The sequence below is a fragment of the Streptomyces sp. NPDC126503 genome, from assembly GCF_040302405.1.
Classification (GTDB): domain Bacteria; phylum Actinomycetota; class Actinomycetes; order Streptomycetales; family Streptomycetaceae; genus Streptomyces; species Streptomyces gulbargensis.
The window spans coordinates 45,222-61,385 of record NZ_JBEORS010000002.1 but is presented as its reverse complement, the minus strand read 5'-3'; the positions used below and the strand labels follow the sequence as shown (position 1 = coordinate 61,385).

The following is a 16,164-nucleotide window of genomic DNA, read 5'->3' as shown; positions in this document are numbered from 1 at the left end:
TCGCCCGTCCTCGTCGTTGTCTCTGGTGCCAGTGGTGTCGATGGTTCCCGGTTGCTGTGTCCAGGCATGGTAACGAGGCACGTCGGGGGCAGGTGCCGGGGACTGCTCCAGCCGATGGGCGGGAGCGCGCGGGCCGGCGGGGGAAAACCGGGACGTCGCCCGGACCCGGGGCACGTACCCTTTTCTGTTGTGCCGAACGCCAATGAAGACACCCCGACTGCACTGAGCCAGGTGCAACGCCGCGCGGTCAGTGAACTGCTGCGCGTGTCCCCTGTCGCCGACGATCTCGCCCGCCGCTTCCAGGAAGCCGGGTTCAGCCTCGCGCTGGTCGGTGGTTCGGTGCGGGACGCACTGCTCGGCCGGCTCGGCAACGACCTGGACTTCACCACCGACGCCCGCCCCGAGGACGTACTGAAGATCGTCCGTCCGTGGGCCGACGCCGTGTGGGAGGTCGGCATCGCCTTCGGGACGGTCGGCTGTCAGAAGGCGGGCTACCAGGTGGAGGTCACCACCTACCGCTCCGAGGCCTACGACCGGACCTCGCGCAAGCCGGAGGTCTCGTACGGCGACTCCATCGACGAGGACCTGGTCCGTCGTGACTTCACCGTCAACGCCATGGCGGTGGCCCTCCCCGAGAAGGAGTTCATCGACCCGTACGGCGGTCTCGAGGATCTCGCGGCCCGGGTGCTTCGCACCCCCGGCACCCCCGAGGAGTCCTTCTCCGACGACCCGCTGCGCATGATGCGGGCCGCGCGCTTCGCCGCTCAGCTGGACTTCGAGGTCGCCCCCGAGGTCGTCACGGCGATGAAGGAGATGTCCGGCCGGATCGAGATCGTCTCCGCCGAGCGGGTCCGCGACGAGCTCAACAAGCTGCTGCTCTCCGCCCACCCCCGCAAGGGCCTCGGGCTCCTCGTGGACACCGGCCTCGCCGACCACGTGCTGCCCGAGCTGCCGGCGCTGCGCCTGGAGAGCGACGAGCACCACCGGCACAAGGACGTCTACGAGCACTCCCTGACGGTGCTCGACCAGGCGATCGACCTGGAGGAGGACGGCCCGGACCTGGTGCTGCGCCTCGCCGCCCTGCTCCACGACATCGGCAAGCCGCGCACCCGCCGCTTCGAGAAGGACGGCCGGGTCTCCTTCCACCACCACGAGGTGGTCGGCGCCAAGATGACCAAGAAGCGCATGACCGCGCTGAAGTACTCCAACGAGATGGTCAAGGACGTCTCGCGCCTCGTGGAGCTGCACCTGCGCTTCCACGGGTACGGGACCGGGGAGTGGACCGACTCGGCCGTGCGCCGGTACGTGCGGGACGCGGGCCCCCTGCTCTCCCGGCTCCACAAGCTCACCCGCTCGGACTGCACCACGCGCAACAAGCGCAAGGCGAGCGCCCTCTCCCGCGCCTACGACGGCTTGGAGGAGCGCATCGCGCAGCTCCAGGAGCAGGAGGAGCTGGACGCGATCCGGCCCGACCTCGACGGCAACCAGATTCAGGAGATCCTCGGCATCCGGCCGGGTCCTGCCGTGGGACAGGCCTACAAGTTCCTGCTGGAGCTGCGGCTGGAGAACGGGCCGATGGACCACGACGCGGCCGTGACCGCGCTCAGGGAGTGGTGGGCCGCCCGCGATTGAGTCGGGATTCGGGAAGGTCGCCGTTTCACGTGAAACACGCCGCCTGCCCGTCGCGAACCGCGTGGTCGGCCGGGAGGGGTGATGTTTCACGTGAAACATCACCCCTTCGCGCGTTTCCGGAGCAGAGCGAGAGCGATCACCGCGTAGAGCACGGCCACCAGACCCACCAGCAGGGCGGACCGTCCATCAGTCGGCAGCATCAGCGCCGAGACTGCCGCCGCGCCGACGAAGGCCACGTTGAACAGCACGTCGTAGAGGGAGAAGACCCGCCCCCGGTAGGAGTCGTCCACGGCCGTCTGCACCACCGTGTCCGTCGCGATCTTCGCGCCCTGGGAGACGAGGCCGAGAGCGAAGGCCGCGACGAGGAAGGGAGCGGGGGCGAAGGTCAGGCCGAGGACCGGAACCAGAACTGCGGCCGTTCCCGCGCACACGGTCATCCAGCCGAAGGGGCCGAGCCGGCCCACCGCCCCCGGGGACAGAACGGCGGCAGCGAAGAAGCCGGCTCCGGAGAGGGCGACCGCGAGCCCGAGGAGCCCCAGCCCTTCCTCCTCCGTCGAGCTCCACGCGTACCGGCAGAGCATGAGGACGGTCACGAGGAGGGCGCCGTAGCAGAAGCGCATCAACCCGATGGTGATCAGCGCTCGTGCGGCGGACCGACGCTCGGCGAGATGACGCAGCCCGGCGGCGAGGCCGCGCGCGGTGGAGGCGAGGGCCGCGGAGAGCCGGTATGACGCGGTACCCGGATCCGGACCGAGGAGTTCGCGGGGCATGCGCAGGGACGCGAGAGCGGAGCAGAGGTAGAGGAAAGCGCCGAAGGCCACCACCGCCGCGTCGGACCCGTCGGCGAGCAGCCGGACGCCGAAGGCCAGGCCACCGCCGAGGGTGGCGGCCAGGGTGCCGGCGGTGGGGGAGAGCGCGTTGGCCACGACCAGCCGCTCCTCGTCGACCACCCGTGGGAGGGCGGCGGAGAGGCCGGCGAGCACGAACCGGTTGACGGCCGTGACCGAGAGAGCCGAGACGTAGAACAGCCAGTCGGGGACGGAGGCGAGGATCAGGAGCGCGGTCCCGCAGGCGAGGAGGGCGCGCAGCAGGTTCCCGTACAGGAAGACCTGGCGTCTCTGCCAGCGGTCGAGAAGGACCCCGGCGAAGGGGCCGATGACGGAGTACGGCAGCAGCAGGACCGCCATGGCCGAGGCGATGGCGCCCGGCGAGGTCTGCTTCTCGGGGGAGAACACGACGTACGCGGCCAGAGCCACCTGGTAGACGCCGTCGGCGGACTGGGAGAGGAGCCGGACGGTCAGCAGGCGGCGGAAGTCGCGCAGGCGCAGCAGTACGCGCAGATCACGTACGACGGACATGGCAGCAAGACTCACATACGACGAGGGCCCCGGGGCAGTGCCTCGGGGACCCTCGTGCGGAGTCGGCGGAACCGGCTGGTTCTTAGCGCTCGACCTCGCCCTTGATGAACTTCTCGACGTTCTCGCGGGCCTCGTCGTCGAAGTACTGGACCGGCGGGGACTTCATGAAGTAGCTCGACGCGGAGAGGATCGGGCCGCCGATGCCGCGGTCCTTGGCGATCTTCGCGGCACGCACGGCGTCGATGATGACACCCGCCGAGTTCGGCGAGTCCCACACCTCGAGCTTGTACTCCAGGTTCAGCGGAACGTCACCGAAGGCGCGGCCCTCGAGACGGACGTACGCCCACTTGCGGTCGTCCAGCCAGGCCACGTAGTCGGAGGGGCCGATGTGGACGTTCTTCTCGCCGAGCTCCCGGTCGGGGATCTGCGAGGTGACGGCCTGCGTCTTGGAGATCTTCTTGGACTCCAGGCGCTCGCGCTCGAGCATGTTCTTGAAGTCCATGTTGCCGCCGACGTTCAGCTGCATCGTGCGGTCGAGGATGACACCGCGGTCCTCGAACAGCTTCGCCATGACGCGGTGCGTGATGGTGGCGCCGACCTGGGACTTGATGTCGTCACCGACGATCGGGACACCGGCCTCGGTGAACTTGTCCGCCCACTCCTTGGTGCCGGCGATGAAGACCGGGAGGGCGTTGACGAAGGCGACCTTGGCGTCGATGGCGCACTGGGCGTAGAACTTCGCCGCGTCCTCGGAGCCGACCGGCAGGTAGCAGACGAGAACGTCGACCTGCTTGTCCTTGAGGACCTGGACGATGTCGACCGGGGCCTCGGCGGACTCCTCGATGGTCTCGCGGTAGTACTTGCCCAGACCGTCGAGGGTGTGGCCGCGCTGGACGGTGACGCCGGTGGCGGGCACGTCGCAGATCTTGATGGTGTTGTTCTCGCTGGCGCCGATGGCGTCGGCCAGGTCCAGGCCCACCTTCTTCGCGTCCACGTCGAACGCGGCGACGAACTCGACGTCACGCACGTGGTAGTCGCCGAACTGCACGTGCATCAGGCCGGGGACCTTGGCCGCCGGGTCGGCGTCCTTGTAGTACTCGACGCCCTGGACCAGCGACGCGGCACAGTTGCCCACGCCGACGATGGCTACGCGAACCGAACCCATTTCCGGTTGCTCCCTGTGTATTCATGGAATCCCCGCTGAGGGCGGGGGTTCACTTGGTGGTGTCATCGGACGGATCCGGCCGGGTACTGCCCCCGTGCCGGGGCAGGCCGCCCGTTTCTTCGGAATCGTTGTCGTGCCGAGCGGGGGCATCGGTGCCGGATCGCTGATCCCGCCCTGCCCGCTCGCTCTCGATGAGCTCGTTCAGCCAGCGCACCTCGCGCTCCACGGACTCCATGCCGTGGCGCTGCAGCTCAAGCGTGTAGTCGTCGAGGCGCTCGCGCGTCCTGGCCAGTGAGGCGCGCATCTTCTCCAGGCGCTCCTCCAGCCGGCTGCGGCGGCCCTCCAGTACCCGCATCCGCACCTCGCGCTCGGTCTGACCGAAGAAGGCGAAGCGGGCGGCGAAGTGCTCGTCCTCCCAGGCGTCGGGCCCGGTGTGGGAGAGGAGCTCCTCGAAGTGCTCCTTACCTTCCGGCGTCAGCCGGTAGACGATCTTCGCGCGGCGGCCTGCCAGCGAGGCGGCGAGCGCGTCCTCGGGGGCGCTGCCCGGCTCCTCGATCAACCAGCCGTTTGAGACCAGCGTCTTGAGGCAGGGGTACAGCGTCCCGTAGCTGAAGGCGCGGAAGATGCCGAGCGACGTGTTGAGCCGCTTGCGCAGCTCGTACCCGTGCATCGGGGCCTCGCGCAGAAGGCCGAGAACGGCGAACTCGAGGATGCCCGATCGCCTGCTCATCCGCTCGCCTCCTCCGCCACCCGGGACGCTTATGCCGTACTGATGTATCGGATCGATACATCCCGACGATAGAACGGCCGCTGACCGGCGACAAGTGGGGGTCCCGTGACCGGCGTCACATCATCAATTCACAGCAGGCGACTTGCCTGATTTGGGGTGAACTCCGGCCATAGGGGGTTTTTGGCCGTGCGTAGTCTGTCCCGCATGCAGACCACCGGGAACCAAGCGACGCGCTGGGGCGTCAGTGCAGCGGGTGACCGGCTGCGGTACGGAGGGGCCTCCGATGGGTTCCAGGCCGTACGCATTTCGGGGGGACCGGAACTCAACTGCCGCTTCCAGGCCTACGCGCCTGCCCGAGGAGTAGTCGTTCGATGAGCGAGCATCGTCGCAAAATGCCGCCGCAGCAGCCGCCGACGGGCGGTCGCGCGGCGGCACGGCGCGCCGCACAGCAGCCGATGGGCCGCCGGCCGGCCCCGGCCCATGACACCGGCATGGAGGCCCCTTCGGCCTCGTACGGGCCGCCCTCCTCGTACGGGGAGGAGCGCCCCTACGGTGGCCGCGCCGAGGCCCGGCGCGCCGCCCAGCGCGGCGGTCGCCGCCGGGCGGCCGAGCACGGCCACGGTGGAGCCGGAGGTGCCGGCGGCGGACGGCGCGGTGGCGGCGGTGGCGGTGGCCACAACGGAGGGCCGGGGCGGGGCCGCGGGGGCCGTCCGCCGGGCAAGAAGCGGATGATCGACTACCCGCGCCACGACAAGTACGGCTGGCGTCGCTGGGTGCCGTCGTGGAAGTTCGTGACGGGCACGTTCCTGTTCTTCGTGGCGAGCCTGATGGGCGCGGCATTCATCGCGTACGCCAAGGTCGGCATCCCCGACGAGGCGGAGACCGCGACCTCGCAGAACAACATCTTCTACTGGGCCGACGGCGAGCGCATGGTCGCCACGGGCAGCGGTCAGAACCGGCAGATCGTCGGGTTCGAGAAGATCCCGACGCACATGCAGGACGCCGTGGTCTCGGCCGAGAACAAGACGTTCTGGACGGACTCCGGCATCGACCCCATGGGGATCGGCCGCGCCGTCTGGAACATGGCCAAGGGCGGCGAGACCCAGGGCGGCTCGACCATCACCCAGCAGTACGTGAAGAACAACCGGCTCGACGACCAGTCCCAGACCGTTACCCGGAAGGTGAAGGAACTCTTCATCTCCATGAAGGTCGGCAACGAGCTGAAGAAGCCCGAGATCATGGCCGGCTACCTGAACACCGCGTACTACGGACGCGGGGCCTACGGCATCCAGGCCGCCGCCCGCGCGTACTTCAACGTGGACGCCCAGGATCTCAACGTCAGCCAGTCCGCTCTGCTCGCCGCAGTCCTCAAGGGCGCCACGTACTACGACCCGGCCGGCTACCCGGAGATCGACCCGGAGGCCACGGCCGAGAAGAACACGGCCCGCGCCACCGAGCGGTGGAACTGGATCCTCGACGAGATGGTCAAGGACGGCAAGCTCAAGCCGGAGGAGCGCGCGAAGTACCCGACCTTCCCCCACGTCGAGAAGCTCAAGCCGGCCGCCAACATGAGCGGCCAGATCGGCTACCTCGTCAGCACGGCCAAGGCGAACGTCCGCAACAAGTTCGGCATCACCGAGCAGGAGCTGGAGCGCGGCGGCTACGAGATCCGTACCACCTTCGATAAGTCGAAGGTCGAGGCGCTCGAGAAGTCGATCAAGAAGATCTACGACGAGTACATCGACCCCGAGAAGCGCCCGGACACCGACACCCACGTCCAGTTCGGCGGCGCCTCGGTCGACGCCGCGACGGGCGCGATCGTCGCCCTCTACGGCGGCACGGACTACACCAAGCACTACACCAACAACGCCGACAACACCGGCGCCCAGGTGGGATCGACCTTCAAGCCCTTCGTCCTCGCCGCCGCCATGAAGGACGGCGTGCGCAACCCGGAGCTCGGGCCCGATCAGGGCGCCGACGAGCGCACCATCGTCGACCCCGACAAGAGCCGCTACTCCGGCAAGAACGAGCTCAAGGTCCGCCGGTACAACGGCGAGATCTGGCACAACGAGAAGGGTGAGGAGTGGCTGCAGACGAACGATGACAACAAGAGCTACGGCAACATCACCCTCCGCGAAGCGATGATCCGCTCGGCCAACTCGCCGTACGTGCAGCTCGGCATGGACGTCGGTATCGACAAGGTCCGCGACGCCGCCATCAAGGCCGGACTGCGGCCGGAATCGCTCGTCCAGGGCGAGGTGCCGTCGTTCTCCCTCGGCATCTCCAGCCCGAGCGCCATCCGCATGGCCGGGGCGTACGCCACCTTCGCCAACCAGGGCGTGCAGAACGAGCCGTACTCCGTCACCGAGGTGAGGCGGGGCGGCCAGCCCATCCACAAGCACAAGCCCGAGCCGCAGCAGGCCTTCACCTCCGCCGTCAGCAGCAACGTCACCGACGTGCTCCGTGACGTGGTGGAGTCGCCGTACGGCACCGGCCGCAAGGCCAAGGTCCCCGGCCGTCAGGTGGCCGGCAAGACGGGTACGACCGACGGCAACAAGTCGGCCTGGTTCGTGGGCTACACGCCCCAGCTGTCGACCGCCATCGACATGTACCGCTTCTCCGACGACGAGACGCAGAAGAAGCGTGAGTTCCTGGAGATGTTCGGCACGGGTGACCAGCCGAAGATCCACGGTTCCTCGTTCCCGTCGCGGATCTGGCAGGACTACATGACCGAGGCCGTCAAGGGCTACGCGGTCAAGGCCTTCCCCGCGCCGGAGAAGCTGGAGGACGCCAAGTCGGTCTTCGGCGGCGGCGCGACCAGCCCGGCGCCGACCCCGACGGTCACGGAGAAGCCCACCGAGTCCGCCACGCCGACCACGACTCCCCCGACCACGACGGCCCCGCCGACGACGACTCCGCCCACGACGCCGTCCAAGTCGCCGAAGCCGACCAAGACGGAGACGTGCAGCATCTGGGACCGGGACTGCAACAACCCGGACGACCCCGGCGGCACCACGGGCCAGCCGACGACGACTCCGCCGGCGACGCCGACCACGGAACCCGGTCCGACCGACACGCCGACGGGCGGCGGCGGTGGCGGTTCCGGCGGTCCCGGGGGCGACAACGGCAAACCCGAGGACGGCAGCTGGTTCCCCTAGCCTCTCCTGAGGCCTGAGGGCCGCCGCGCCGGTCCGTACCCCCGTGTACGGTCCGGCCGCGGCGGCCCTCGCCGCTTTCCCGGGGGCGTACGGCAGGATGTCCCCCATGCCGAGCCTCCAGAAGACGCGCGCGCCACGGGACCGGTCCCAGGGGCGCTCGCCCGCGGTCGTCCCCACCCACCGGGACCCGGTGGCCGCCGCGGGCAGCCAGCTGATCGGCGGCCCGTTCGGCCGTCGCGCGCTGACCGGGACCGGACCGTTCACGCCGGTGCGGGTCATCGCCCTCGTGGCGATCGGCATGTTCGCGCTCGGCATGGTGCAGAAGCTGCCCTGCTACAACTGGGCCTGGTTCGAGGGCATCACCTCCCAGTACACCCACGCCTGCTACTCCGACATCCCGCACCTCTACGAGGGGCGCGGCTTCGCGGCGGGTCTGGTGCCCTACTTCGACCGGCTGAGCGGCGGCGTACCGTTCCTGGAATACCCCGTCCTCACCGGTCTGTTCATGGAGGTCGCGGCCTGGCTGACGCCCGGCGGCGGCCCCATGAGGGAGCAGGAGCAGGCGTTCTGGATGGTCAACGCCGGCCTGCTGATGGTCTGCGCGGCCGTCCTCGCCGTCTGTGTGGCCCGGACGCACCGCCACCGGCCCTGGGACGGGCTGCTCGTCGCGCTGGCCCCCTCGATCGCGCTCACGGCCACGATCAACTGGGACCTCCTGGCGGTCGCGCTCACCGCGGCCGCCGTCCTGATGTGGTCGCGCGGCCGGCCGCTGGCCTTCGGCATCCTGCTCGGCCTGGCCACGGCCTCGAAGTTCTACCCGGTCCTGCTGCTCATCCCCCTGCTGCTGCTCTGCCGGCGGGCCGGGAAGTGGCGGCGGTACGGGGCGGCGGTGCTCGGCGCGGCCGGGGCCTGGCTGGTCGTGAACCTGCCCGTAATGATTCTCGCCCCGGAGGGCTGGAAGCAGTTCTACCTCTTCAGCCGGGACCGGAACGTCGACTTCGGCTCCGTATGGCTGCTCGTCAGCCAGCGCACCGGCGACCCGATCAGCCCCGAGCGGGCCAATCTGTACGCGCTGCTGCTGATGGTGGTGGCGGTGGCGGCCCTCGCGATGCTGACGTTCACGGCGCCCCGGCGGCCCCGCTTCGTCCAGCTGGCGTTCCTGATCGTCGCCGCGTTCGTCCTGACCAACAAGGTCTACTCGCCGCAGTACGTCCTGTGGCTCGTCCCGCTGGCCGTGCTCGCCCGGCCGCGCTGGCGTGACTTCCTCATCTGGCAGGCCTGCGAGGTCATGTACTTCCTGGGCGTCTGGATGTATCTGGCCTTCACGGCGAGTGGCAACAAGCAGGGCCTGCCCGTGGACGGCTACCAGTTCGCGATCGTCCTGCACCTGCTCGGCACGCTGTACCTGTGCGTGATGGTCGTACGGGACATCCTGACGCCCGAGCGTGACCCCGTGCGGCAGGACGGCGCCGACGATCCCTCGGGAGGCGTCCTGGACGGGGCGGAGGACGTCTTCGTGGCCGGCAGGGCCGCGCACCTGGCGCGGCGGGCGGTGCCGCCGCGGGGTCCCGAGTGGCCGCGGGTGGAGTGGGGCACGTCCGGGAGCGCCGGGGCCCCCGGGGACGGCGGCTCGCGCGGATGACGTACCGCGGCGGCCGGCGGGGCTGACGTACCGACGGGTGAGGGCCCCGGCTCCGACGAGCCGGGGCCCTCACCCGTGGACCCGCGGGGCGGGACGCCGGTGGCTCAGCGCTCCACGAGGCGGTCGAACTGCGTCGTGGTGTGGCGCAGATGCGCCACGAGCTCGTCGCCGACCCGCGGCTCCTGCGCGTCGGCGGGCACGAACAGGATCGACACCTGCATGTGCGGCGGCTCGGCGAACCAGCGCTGCTTGCCCGCCCACACGAACGGCGAGAGGTTCCGGTTGACGGTCGCGAGACCGGCCCGGGCCACTCCCTTGGCGCGCGGCATTACGCCGTGCATGGCCTTGGGGGCCTCCAGGCCCACGCCGTGCGAGGTGCCGCCGGCGACGACCACGAGCCAGCCGTCCGAGGCCGCCTTCTGCTGGCGGTAGCCGAAGCGGTCCCCCTTGGAGACACGCGTCACGTCCAGGACCGAACCCCGGTACTCCGTGGCCTCGTGGTCGCCGAGCCAGAGCCGGGTGCCGATCCGGGCGCGGAAGCGGGTCTGCGGGAACTGCTGCTGGAGCCGGGCCTGCTCCTCGGCACGCAGATGGCTCACGAACAGGGTGTGCAGGGGCAGCCGGGCCGCGCGCAGGCGGTCCATCCAGCCGATGACCTCCTCGACCGCGTCGGTGCCGTCCGGCCGGTCGAGCGGCAGGTGCAGGGCGAAGCCCTCCAGGCGGACGTCCTCGATGGCCGAGTGGAGCATCGGGAGCTCCTCCTCGCGGACGCCGTGGCGCTTCATCGAGCTCATGCACTCGATGACGACCCGGGCCCCGACGAGGGCGTGCACCCCGTCGACGGAGGAGACGGAGCGGATCACCCGGTCGGGCAGCGGAACCGGTTCCTCGCCCCGCCGGAACGGGGTGAGGACCAGCAGGTCACCGCTGAACCAGTCCTTGATCCTGGCGGCTTCGTAGGTGGTGCCGACGGCGAGCATGTCGGCGCCGAACCGGGCCGCCTCGTCCGCGAGCCGCTCGTGCCCGAAGCCGTAGCCGTTGCCCTTGCAGACCGGGATCAGACCGGGGAACTGGTCGATCACCGTCTTCTGGTGCGCCCGCCAGCGCGCGGTGTCGACGTAGAGGGAGAGCGCCATGGCCGGCCCGGAACCTTTCTGACGGCAGCGGTGGATCACAGGTGTGTACGAGAGTACGGAACGCCCGGCGGCGCGACACGGGGCCGTGCCGCGCCGGACGGGTCAGCGGCGGGACATGTAGATGTCGAGCGCCTTGTGCAGCAGCTTGTTGAGGGGGAAGTCCCATTCGCCGACGTACTCGACGGCCTCTCCGCCGGTGCCCACCTTGAACTGGATGAGCCCGAAGAGGTGGTCGGTCTCGTCGAGCGAGTCCGAGATGCCCCGCAGGTCGTAGACGGTGGCGCCCATCGCGTAGGCGTCGCGCAGCATCCGCCACTGCATCGCGTTCGAGGGCCGGACCTCGCGGCCGATGTTGTCCGAGGCGCCGTAGGAGTACCAGACGTGGCCACCGACGACGAGCATGGTCGCGGCGGACAGGTTCACGCCGTTGTGGCGGGCGAAGTAGAGCCGCATGCGGTTGGGGTCCTCGTTGTTGAGGACGGTCCACATGCGCTGGAAGTACGACAGCGGGCGGGGCCGGAAGCGGTCACGGACGGCCGTGATCTCGTACAGGCGCTGCCACTCGGCCAGGTCCTCGTAGCCGCCCTGGACGACCTCGACGCCGGCCTTCTCGGCCTTCTTGATGTTGCGGCGCCACAGCTGGTTGAAGCCCTTGAGGACGTCGTCCAGGGAGCGGTTCGCGAGCGGGACCTGGAAGACGTAGCGGGGCTGGACGTCGCCGAAGCCGGCGCCGCCGTCCTCGCCCTGCTGCCAGCCCATCCTCCGCAGCCGGTCGGCGACTTCGAAGGCACGCGCCTCGACGTGGGTGGCCTGGACGTCCTTCAGGCGCTTGACGTCCGGGTCCTGGATGCCGGACTTGATCGCGGCCGCGTCCCAGCGGCGGATGACGACCGGCGGGCCCATCTTCACCGAGAAGGCGCCCTGCTGCTTGAGGTGGGCCAGCATCGGCTGGAGCCACTCGTCGAGGTTGGGCGCGTACCAGTTGATGACGGGGCCCTCGGGCAGGTACGCCAGGTAGCGCTTGAGCTTGGGGAGCTGACGGTAGAGCACCAGCCCGGCGCCGACGAGCTCACCGTTCTTGTCGAACCAACCGAGGTTCTCCGAGCGCCACTCGGTCTTCACGTCCGCCCACGCCGGGACCTGGCAGTGGCTCGCCGCGGGCTGGCTCTGGATGTACGCCAGATGCTGCTCTCGGCTGATGGTCCTCAGGGTCAGGCTCATGCGGGGCGCTCCTCGGCAGGTGTGTCCCCATCGGTTCAGGGGCTCCGGCTCTCGCGCCGAAGCCTACTGCGAGCGGGGAGCGCCCCGAATGGCTGTGTGGGCGGTGACGTGCCGCGGGCCTCCTCCGAAGGGGTGCCGGCGGGGTGGGCCGCCTCAGCCGATGACGCCGCCGAAGAGGCCGCCGTGGGCCATGCCGAGGAAGAAGCCGACCGCGGCCGCGCCGAGCCCGACGATCAGGGCGAAGCGCTCGCGTGTCGTGACGGAGACGAACTGTCCGTAGGCACCGGTGAGGATGCCGATCAGGCCCGTCCAGGAGCTGAGCAGGTGGAGGTCGTGGAACTGCGCGGTGACGAAGGAGAGGACGCCGAGGACCAGCGTCACGCCGACCAGGGTGTCCTGGAGGGGGTGTGGCTTGCCGTCGGTGGCGAAGAGGGAGTGTCCGGGGTCGCGTCGCATTGCCTGTGCCATGGGGCACCTCCTGGCGTGCCGTCCGGAAGGCGGCGCATCCTAGCGCCGCCTACGTCCGATGTGTACAGATTGCGTCCGCTCCCCACAGGATTTCAACCGCAGGCGTGCGGGCGGGTACTCTGTACGGTCTGCACCGGTGTCTGCCCAGGCTCGTCCTGGTCACTCGGCGGGACCCCCGTTCGACGGGGGGTCTGTCAGTGGTGGCGGATACCGTTGTTCACGCATCACGACCCTCCTGCCACGGAACGACCGTGGCCGCTGAGTCCAAAGGAGGTGGGTTCCACATGCGTCACTACGAGGTGATGGTCATCCTCGACCCCGATCTCGAGGAGCGCGCTGTCTCCCCGCTGATCGAGAACTTCCTCTCCGTCGTCCGTGAGGGCAACGGAAAGGTCGAGAAGGTCGACACCTGGGGCCGTCGTCGTCTCGCCTACGAGATCAAGAAGAAGCCCGAGGGCATCTACTCGGTCATCGACCTGCAGGCCGAGCCTGCGGTCGTCAAGGAGCTCGACCGCCAGATGAACCTGAACGAGTCGGTCCTCCGGACCAAGGTCCTCCGTCCCGAGACCCACTGAGCTTTCCGCTCAGAGGTCATCGGGTCCGAGTAGCAACAAGCAGCCAGAAGCAATCCCGCCGAGAGGTTCACCCATGGCAGGCGAGACCGTCATCACGGTCGTCGGCAATCTCGTCGACGACCCCGAGCTGCGCTTCACCCCGTCCGGTGCGGCGGTCGCGAAGTTCCGCGTCGCGTCCACTCCCCGCACCTTCGACCGCCAGACGAACGAGTGGAAGGACGGCGAAAGCCTCTTCCTGACCTGCTCGGTCTGGCGTCAGGCGGCGGAGAACGTCGCCGAGTCGCTCCAGCGAGGCATGCGCGTCGTCGTGCAGGGCCGGCTGAAGCAGCGGTCCTACGAGGACCGTGAGGGCGTCAAGCGCACGGTCTTCGAGCTGGACGTCGAGGAAGTCGGCCCCAGCCTCAAGAACGCCACGGCCAAGGTCACCAAGACCGCCGGCCGCGGTGGTCAGGGCGGCTACGGCGGTGGTGGCAACTCCGGCGGTGGCCAGCCGGGCGGCGGCGGTGCTCCCGCCGACGACCCGTGGGCGACCGGCGGCACGTCCTCCGGCGGCCAGCAGGCCGGCGGAGGCAGCTGGGGTGGCAATTCCGGCGGCGGCTACTCGGACGAGCCTCCCTTCTAGGGCACGCGCCCTGGAAGCAGCTCGTACCCCCACTTCTTGATCACACAGGAGAAACACCATGGCGAAGCCGCCTGTGCGCAAGCCTAAGAAGAAGGTCTGCGCGTTCTGCAAGGACAAGACCGCGTACGTGGACTACAAGGACACGAACATGCTGCGGAAGTTCATTTCCGACCGCGGCAAGATCCGTGCCCGCCGCGTGACCGGCAACTGCACGCAGCACCAGCGTGACGTCGCCACGGCCGTCAAGAACAGCCGTGAGATGGCGCTGCTGCCCTACACGTCCACCGCGCGATAAGGGAAGGGTGACCGAAAAATGAAGATCATCCTCACCCACGAGGTCTCTGGCCTCGGTGCCGCCGGCGATGTCGTCGACGTCAAGGACGGCTACGCTCGCAACTACCTGGTCCCGCGCGGTTTCGCGATCCGCTGGACCAAGGGCGGCGAGAAGGACGTGGCGCAGATCCGCCGCGCCCGCAAGATCCACGAGATCGCGACCATCGAGCAGGCCAACGAGATCAAGGCCCAGCTCGAGGGCACCAAGGTGCGTCTGGCTGTTCGCTCCGGCGACGCCGGCCGTCTCTTCGGTTCCGTGACCCCGGCCGACATCGCCTCGGCGATCAAGTCCGCGGGTGGCCCCGACGTCGACAAGCGTCGCGTCGAGCTCGGTTCGCCGATCAAGACCCTGGGCTCGCACCAGGTGTCCGTGCGTCTGCACCCCGAGGTTGCCGCGAAGCTCGGCGTCGAGGTCGTCGCCGCGTAACGCTGCCCTCAGCAGTGACACGAGCAGTACGGAAGGGCCGCACCCCCGGGGGTGCGGCCCTTCCGCCGTTTCACGTGAAACGGCGGCTAGCGGGTGGCGCCGGTGACGATCCAGCGGCCGGAGCGCATGCGGAAGCTCAGGGTGAGCATGCGGACGGTCATCATCAGCGCCATCGCCCACCAGACCGCGGTCAGCCCGCCGCCGAGGACCGGCACCAGGAGGGCGACGGGGGCGAAGACCACCAGGGTCACCAGCATCGCCCAGGCCAGGTACGGCCCGTCGCCCGCCCCCATCAGCACGCCGTCGAGGACGAAGACCACGCCGGCGACAGGCTGGGAGAGCGCGACGACGAGGAGAGCCGGGAGCAGGGTGTCCTGCACGGTCGGATCGCCGGTGAACAGCGGTACGAAGAGGGGGCGGGCCAGCACCAGCAGGACTCCGAGCACCACACCGGAGACGACGCCCCACTGCACCATCCGGCGGCAGACCTGGCGGGCGCCCTCGGCGTCATCCGCGCCGAGGTAGCGCCCGATGATGGCCTGCCCCGCGATGGCGATGGCATCGAGGGCGAAGGCCATGAGGCTCCACAGCGCCAGAATGATCTGGTGGGCGGCCACCTCGGCGTCCCCGAGCCGTGCCGCGACGGCCGTGGCGATCATCATGACGGCGCGGAGCGAGAGCGTACGCACCAGAAGGGGGACGCCGGCCTGGGCGGAGGCACGGATGCCAGCCGCGTCGGGCCGGAGCGAGGCGCCATGGCGCCGGGCGCCCCGGACGACCACGACGAGATAAGCGACCGCCATGCCGCACTGGGCGATGACGGTGCCCCAGGCGGAGCCGGCGATGCCGAGCCCGGCCCCGTAGACGAGCCCCACGTTGAGCGCCGCGTTGGTCGCGAAGCCCGCGATGGCCACGTAGAGCGGGGTGCGGGTGTCCTGCAGTCCGCGCAGGACACCGGTGGCGGCCAGGACGATCAGCATCGCAGGGATCCCGAAGCTGGAGATCCGCAGATACGTGACGGCGTGGGGCGCGGCGGTGCCCGAGGCCCCGAAGAGGTCGACCAGCCAGGGAGCCGTGGGCAGGGTGACCGCGACGACCGCGAGTCCGAGGAAGGCGGCCAGCCAGATGCCGTCCATGCCCTGCCGGATGGCGGCCGGGAGATCGTCCGCGCCGACCCGGCGCGCGACGGCGGCCGTGGTGGCGTAGGCGAGGAAGACGAACACGCTCACGGCGGTGGAGAGCAGAGCCGCGGCGATGGCGAGACCCGCGAGTTGCGGGGTGCCGAGATGGCCGATGACGGCACTGTCGACCATGAGGAAGAGGGGCTCCGCGACGAGAGCACCGAAGGCCGGAAGGGCGAGGGAGACGATCTCGCGGTCGTGGCGGCGGCGGACGGAGCGGGGAGTCGTGGAGGCCTGGGGCATGGCATCAATCTAATCTTCCACAGGTAAGAGATGCAATGGCCTGTTACTCCTTACCTGTGACGGGCTCGCGACTTCGGGTGTGGGCTGTTTGTTCTGATCCTGCTCCAGGGGGAAAAGTTTTTCTCCCCCACAGCCCGTGGATGGAAAAAGCCCAGGTCAGGCCGCTCATAGCCGGAGCCCTATGAGTTTGTCCACACAGCTGTCCCCCACTCCGTGCACAGGATCGGGCAGGTTCTCCACAGCATCTGGGCCTTCACCCACAGGGCCTGTGGA

At 69.5% G+C, this 16,164-nt stretch carries 14 protein-coding genes; 7 read left to right on the top strand and 7 right to left on the bottom strand.

Translation table 11 applies throughout. The features are described from left to right. Positions 1 to 189 precede the first annotated feature (189 nt). Positions 190 to 1,632 carry a CCA tRNA nucleotidyltransferase gene (locus ABTY40_RS03065; protein WP_352057899.1) on the top strand — a complete coding sequence of 481 codons (1,443 nt, stop codon included), beginning with the start codon at positions 190 to 192 and terminating at the stop codon, positions 1,630 to 1,632. 98 nt (positions 1,633 to 1,730) lie between these two features. On the opposite strand, the gene ABTY40_RS03060 is transcribed toward ABTY40_RS03065, so the two are convergent. The 3 genes from ABTY40_RS03060 to ABTY40_RS03050 form a co-directional block, all read right to left on the bottom strand. Then, a complete protein-coding gene (locus ABTY40_RS03060; RefSeq protein WP_352057898.1) occupies positions 1,731 to 2,990 on the bottom strand; it encodes an MFS transporter in 1,260 nt (419 codons plus the stop codon). 82 nt (positions 2,991 to 3,072) lie between these two features. Then, positions 3,073 to 4,155 carry an inositol-3-phosphate synthase gene (locus ABTY40_RS03055; RefSeq protein WP_309049801.1) on the bottom strand — a complete coding sequence of 361 codons (1,083 nt, stop codon included), beginning with the start codon at positions 4,153 to 4,155 and terminating at the stop codon, positions 3,073 to 3,075. A 49-nt stretch (positions 4,156 to 4,204) separates the two neighbouring features. Next, positions 4,205 to 4,885: a PadR family transcriptional regulator gene (locus ABTY40_RS03050; RefSeq protein ID WP_352057897.1), complete on the bottom strand. Its 681-nt coding sequence runs from the start codon at positions 4,883 to 4,885 to the stop codon at positions 4,205 to 4,207. 371 nt (positions 4,886 to 5,256) lie between these two features. On the opposite strand from ABTY40_RS03050, the gene ABTY40_RS03045 reads away from it, so the two are divergent. Next, on the top strand, positions 5,257 to 8,043 hold the full coding sequence (locus ABTY40_RS03045) for a transglycosylase domain-containing protein (protein WP_352057896.1): 2,787 nt from the start codon (positions 5,257 to 5,259) through the stop codon (positions 8,041 to 8,043). A 106-nt stretch (positions 8,044 to 8,149) separates the two neighbouring features. Beyond that, entirely contained in the window at positions 8,150 to 9,685 is a 1,536-nt protein-coding gene (locus ABTY40_RS03040) for a glycosyltransferase family 87 protein (protein ID WP_502990475.1), read from the top strand. Positions 9,686 to 9,789: 104 nt separating this feature from the next. On the opposite strand, the gene ABTY40_RS03035 is transcribed toward ABTY40_RS03040, so the two are convergent. The 3 genes from ABTY40_RS03035 to ABTY40_RS03025 all read right to left on the bottom strand — a co-directional run bounded on the left by ABTY40_RS03035 (position 9,790) and on the right by ABTY40_RS03025 (position 12,510). Next, on the bottom strand, positions 9,790 to 10,821 hold the full coding sequence (locus ABTY40_RS03035; protein WP_345280410.1) for an alanine racemase: 1,032 nt from the start codon (positions 10,819 to 10,821) through the stop codon (positions 9,790 to 9,792). A 102-nt stretch (positions 10,822 to 10,923) separates the two neighbouring features. Beyond that, positions 10,924 to 12,042: a lipid II:glycine glycyltransferase FemX gene (locus tag ABTY40_RS03030; RefSeq protein WP_345280411.1), complete on the bottom strand. Its 1,119-nt coding sequence runs from the start codon at positions 12,040 to 12,042 to the stop codon at positions 10,924 to 10,926. Positions 12,043 to 12,195: 153 nt separating this feature from the next. After that, positions 12,196 to 12,510, bottom strand: coding sequence for a hypothetical protein (locus ABTY40_RS03025; RefSeq protein WP_352057894.1), 315 nt, complete (start codon positions 12,508 to 12,510; stop codon positions 12,196 to 12,198). 284 nt (positions 12,511 to 12,794) lie between these two features. Between ABTY40_RS03025 and rpsF the strand changes: the two genes are divergently transcribed. The 4 genes from rpsF (at position 12,795) to rplI (ending at position 14,467) form a co-directional block, all read left to right on the top strand. Beyond that, positions 12,795 to 13,085, top strand: coding sequence for a 30S ribosomal protein S6 (gene rpsF, locus ABTY40_RS03020; RefSeq protein ID WP_004950685.1), 291 nt, complete (start codon positions 12,795 to 12,797; stop codon positions 13,083 to 13,085). Between the two features lie 73 nt (positions 13,086 to 13,158). After that, positions 13,159 to 13,707: a single-stranded DNA-binding protein gene (locus tag ABTY40_RS03015; RefSeq protein WP_352057893.1), complete on the top strand. Its 549-nt coding sequence runs from the start codon at positions 13,159 to 13,161 to the stop codon at positions 13,705 to 13,707. Positions 13,708 to 13,765: 58 nt separating this feature from the next. Further along, the gene (gene rpsR / locus ABTY40_RS03010; protein WP_005315025.1) at positions 13,766 to 14,002 is read left to right on the top strand and encodes a 30S ribosomal protein S18; all 237 of its coding nucleotides are present in this window, start codon (positions 13,766 to 13,768) and stop codon (positions 14,000 to 14,002) included. Between the two features lie 18 nt (positions 14,003 to 14,020). After that, positions 14,021 to 14,467 (top strand): 50S ribosomal protein L9, encoded by a 447-nt coding sequence (gene rplI / locus ABTY40_RS03005; RefSeq protein WP_017240417.1) that lies wholly within the window; start codon positions 14,021 to 14,023, stop codon positions 14,465 to 14,467. Positions 14,468 to 14,553: 86 nt separating this feature from the next. Here the strand turns inward: rplI and ABTY40_RS03000 are convergent, their stop codons facing one another. Continuing rightward, the gene (locus tag ABTY40_RS03000; protein ID WP_352057892.1) at positions 14,554 to 15,891 is read right to left on the bottom strand and encodes an MATE family efflux transporter; all 1,338 of its coding nucleotides are present in this window, start codon (positions 15,889 to 15,891) and stop codon (positions 14,554 to 14,556) included. Positions 15,892 to 16,164: the final 273 nt, after the last annotated feature.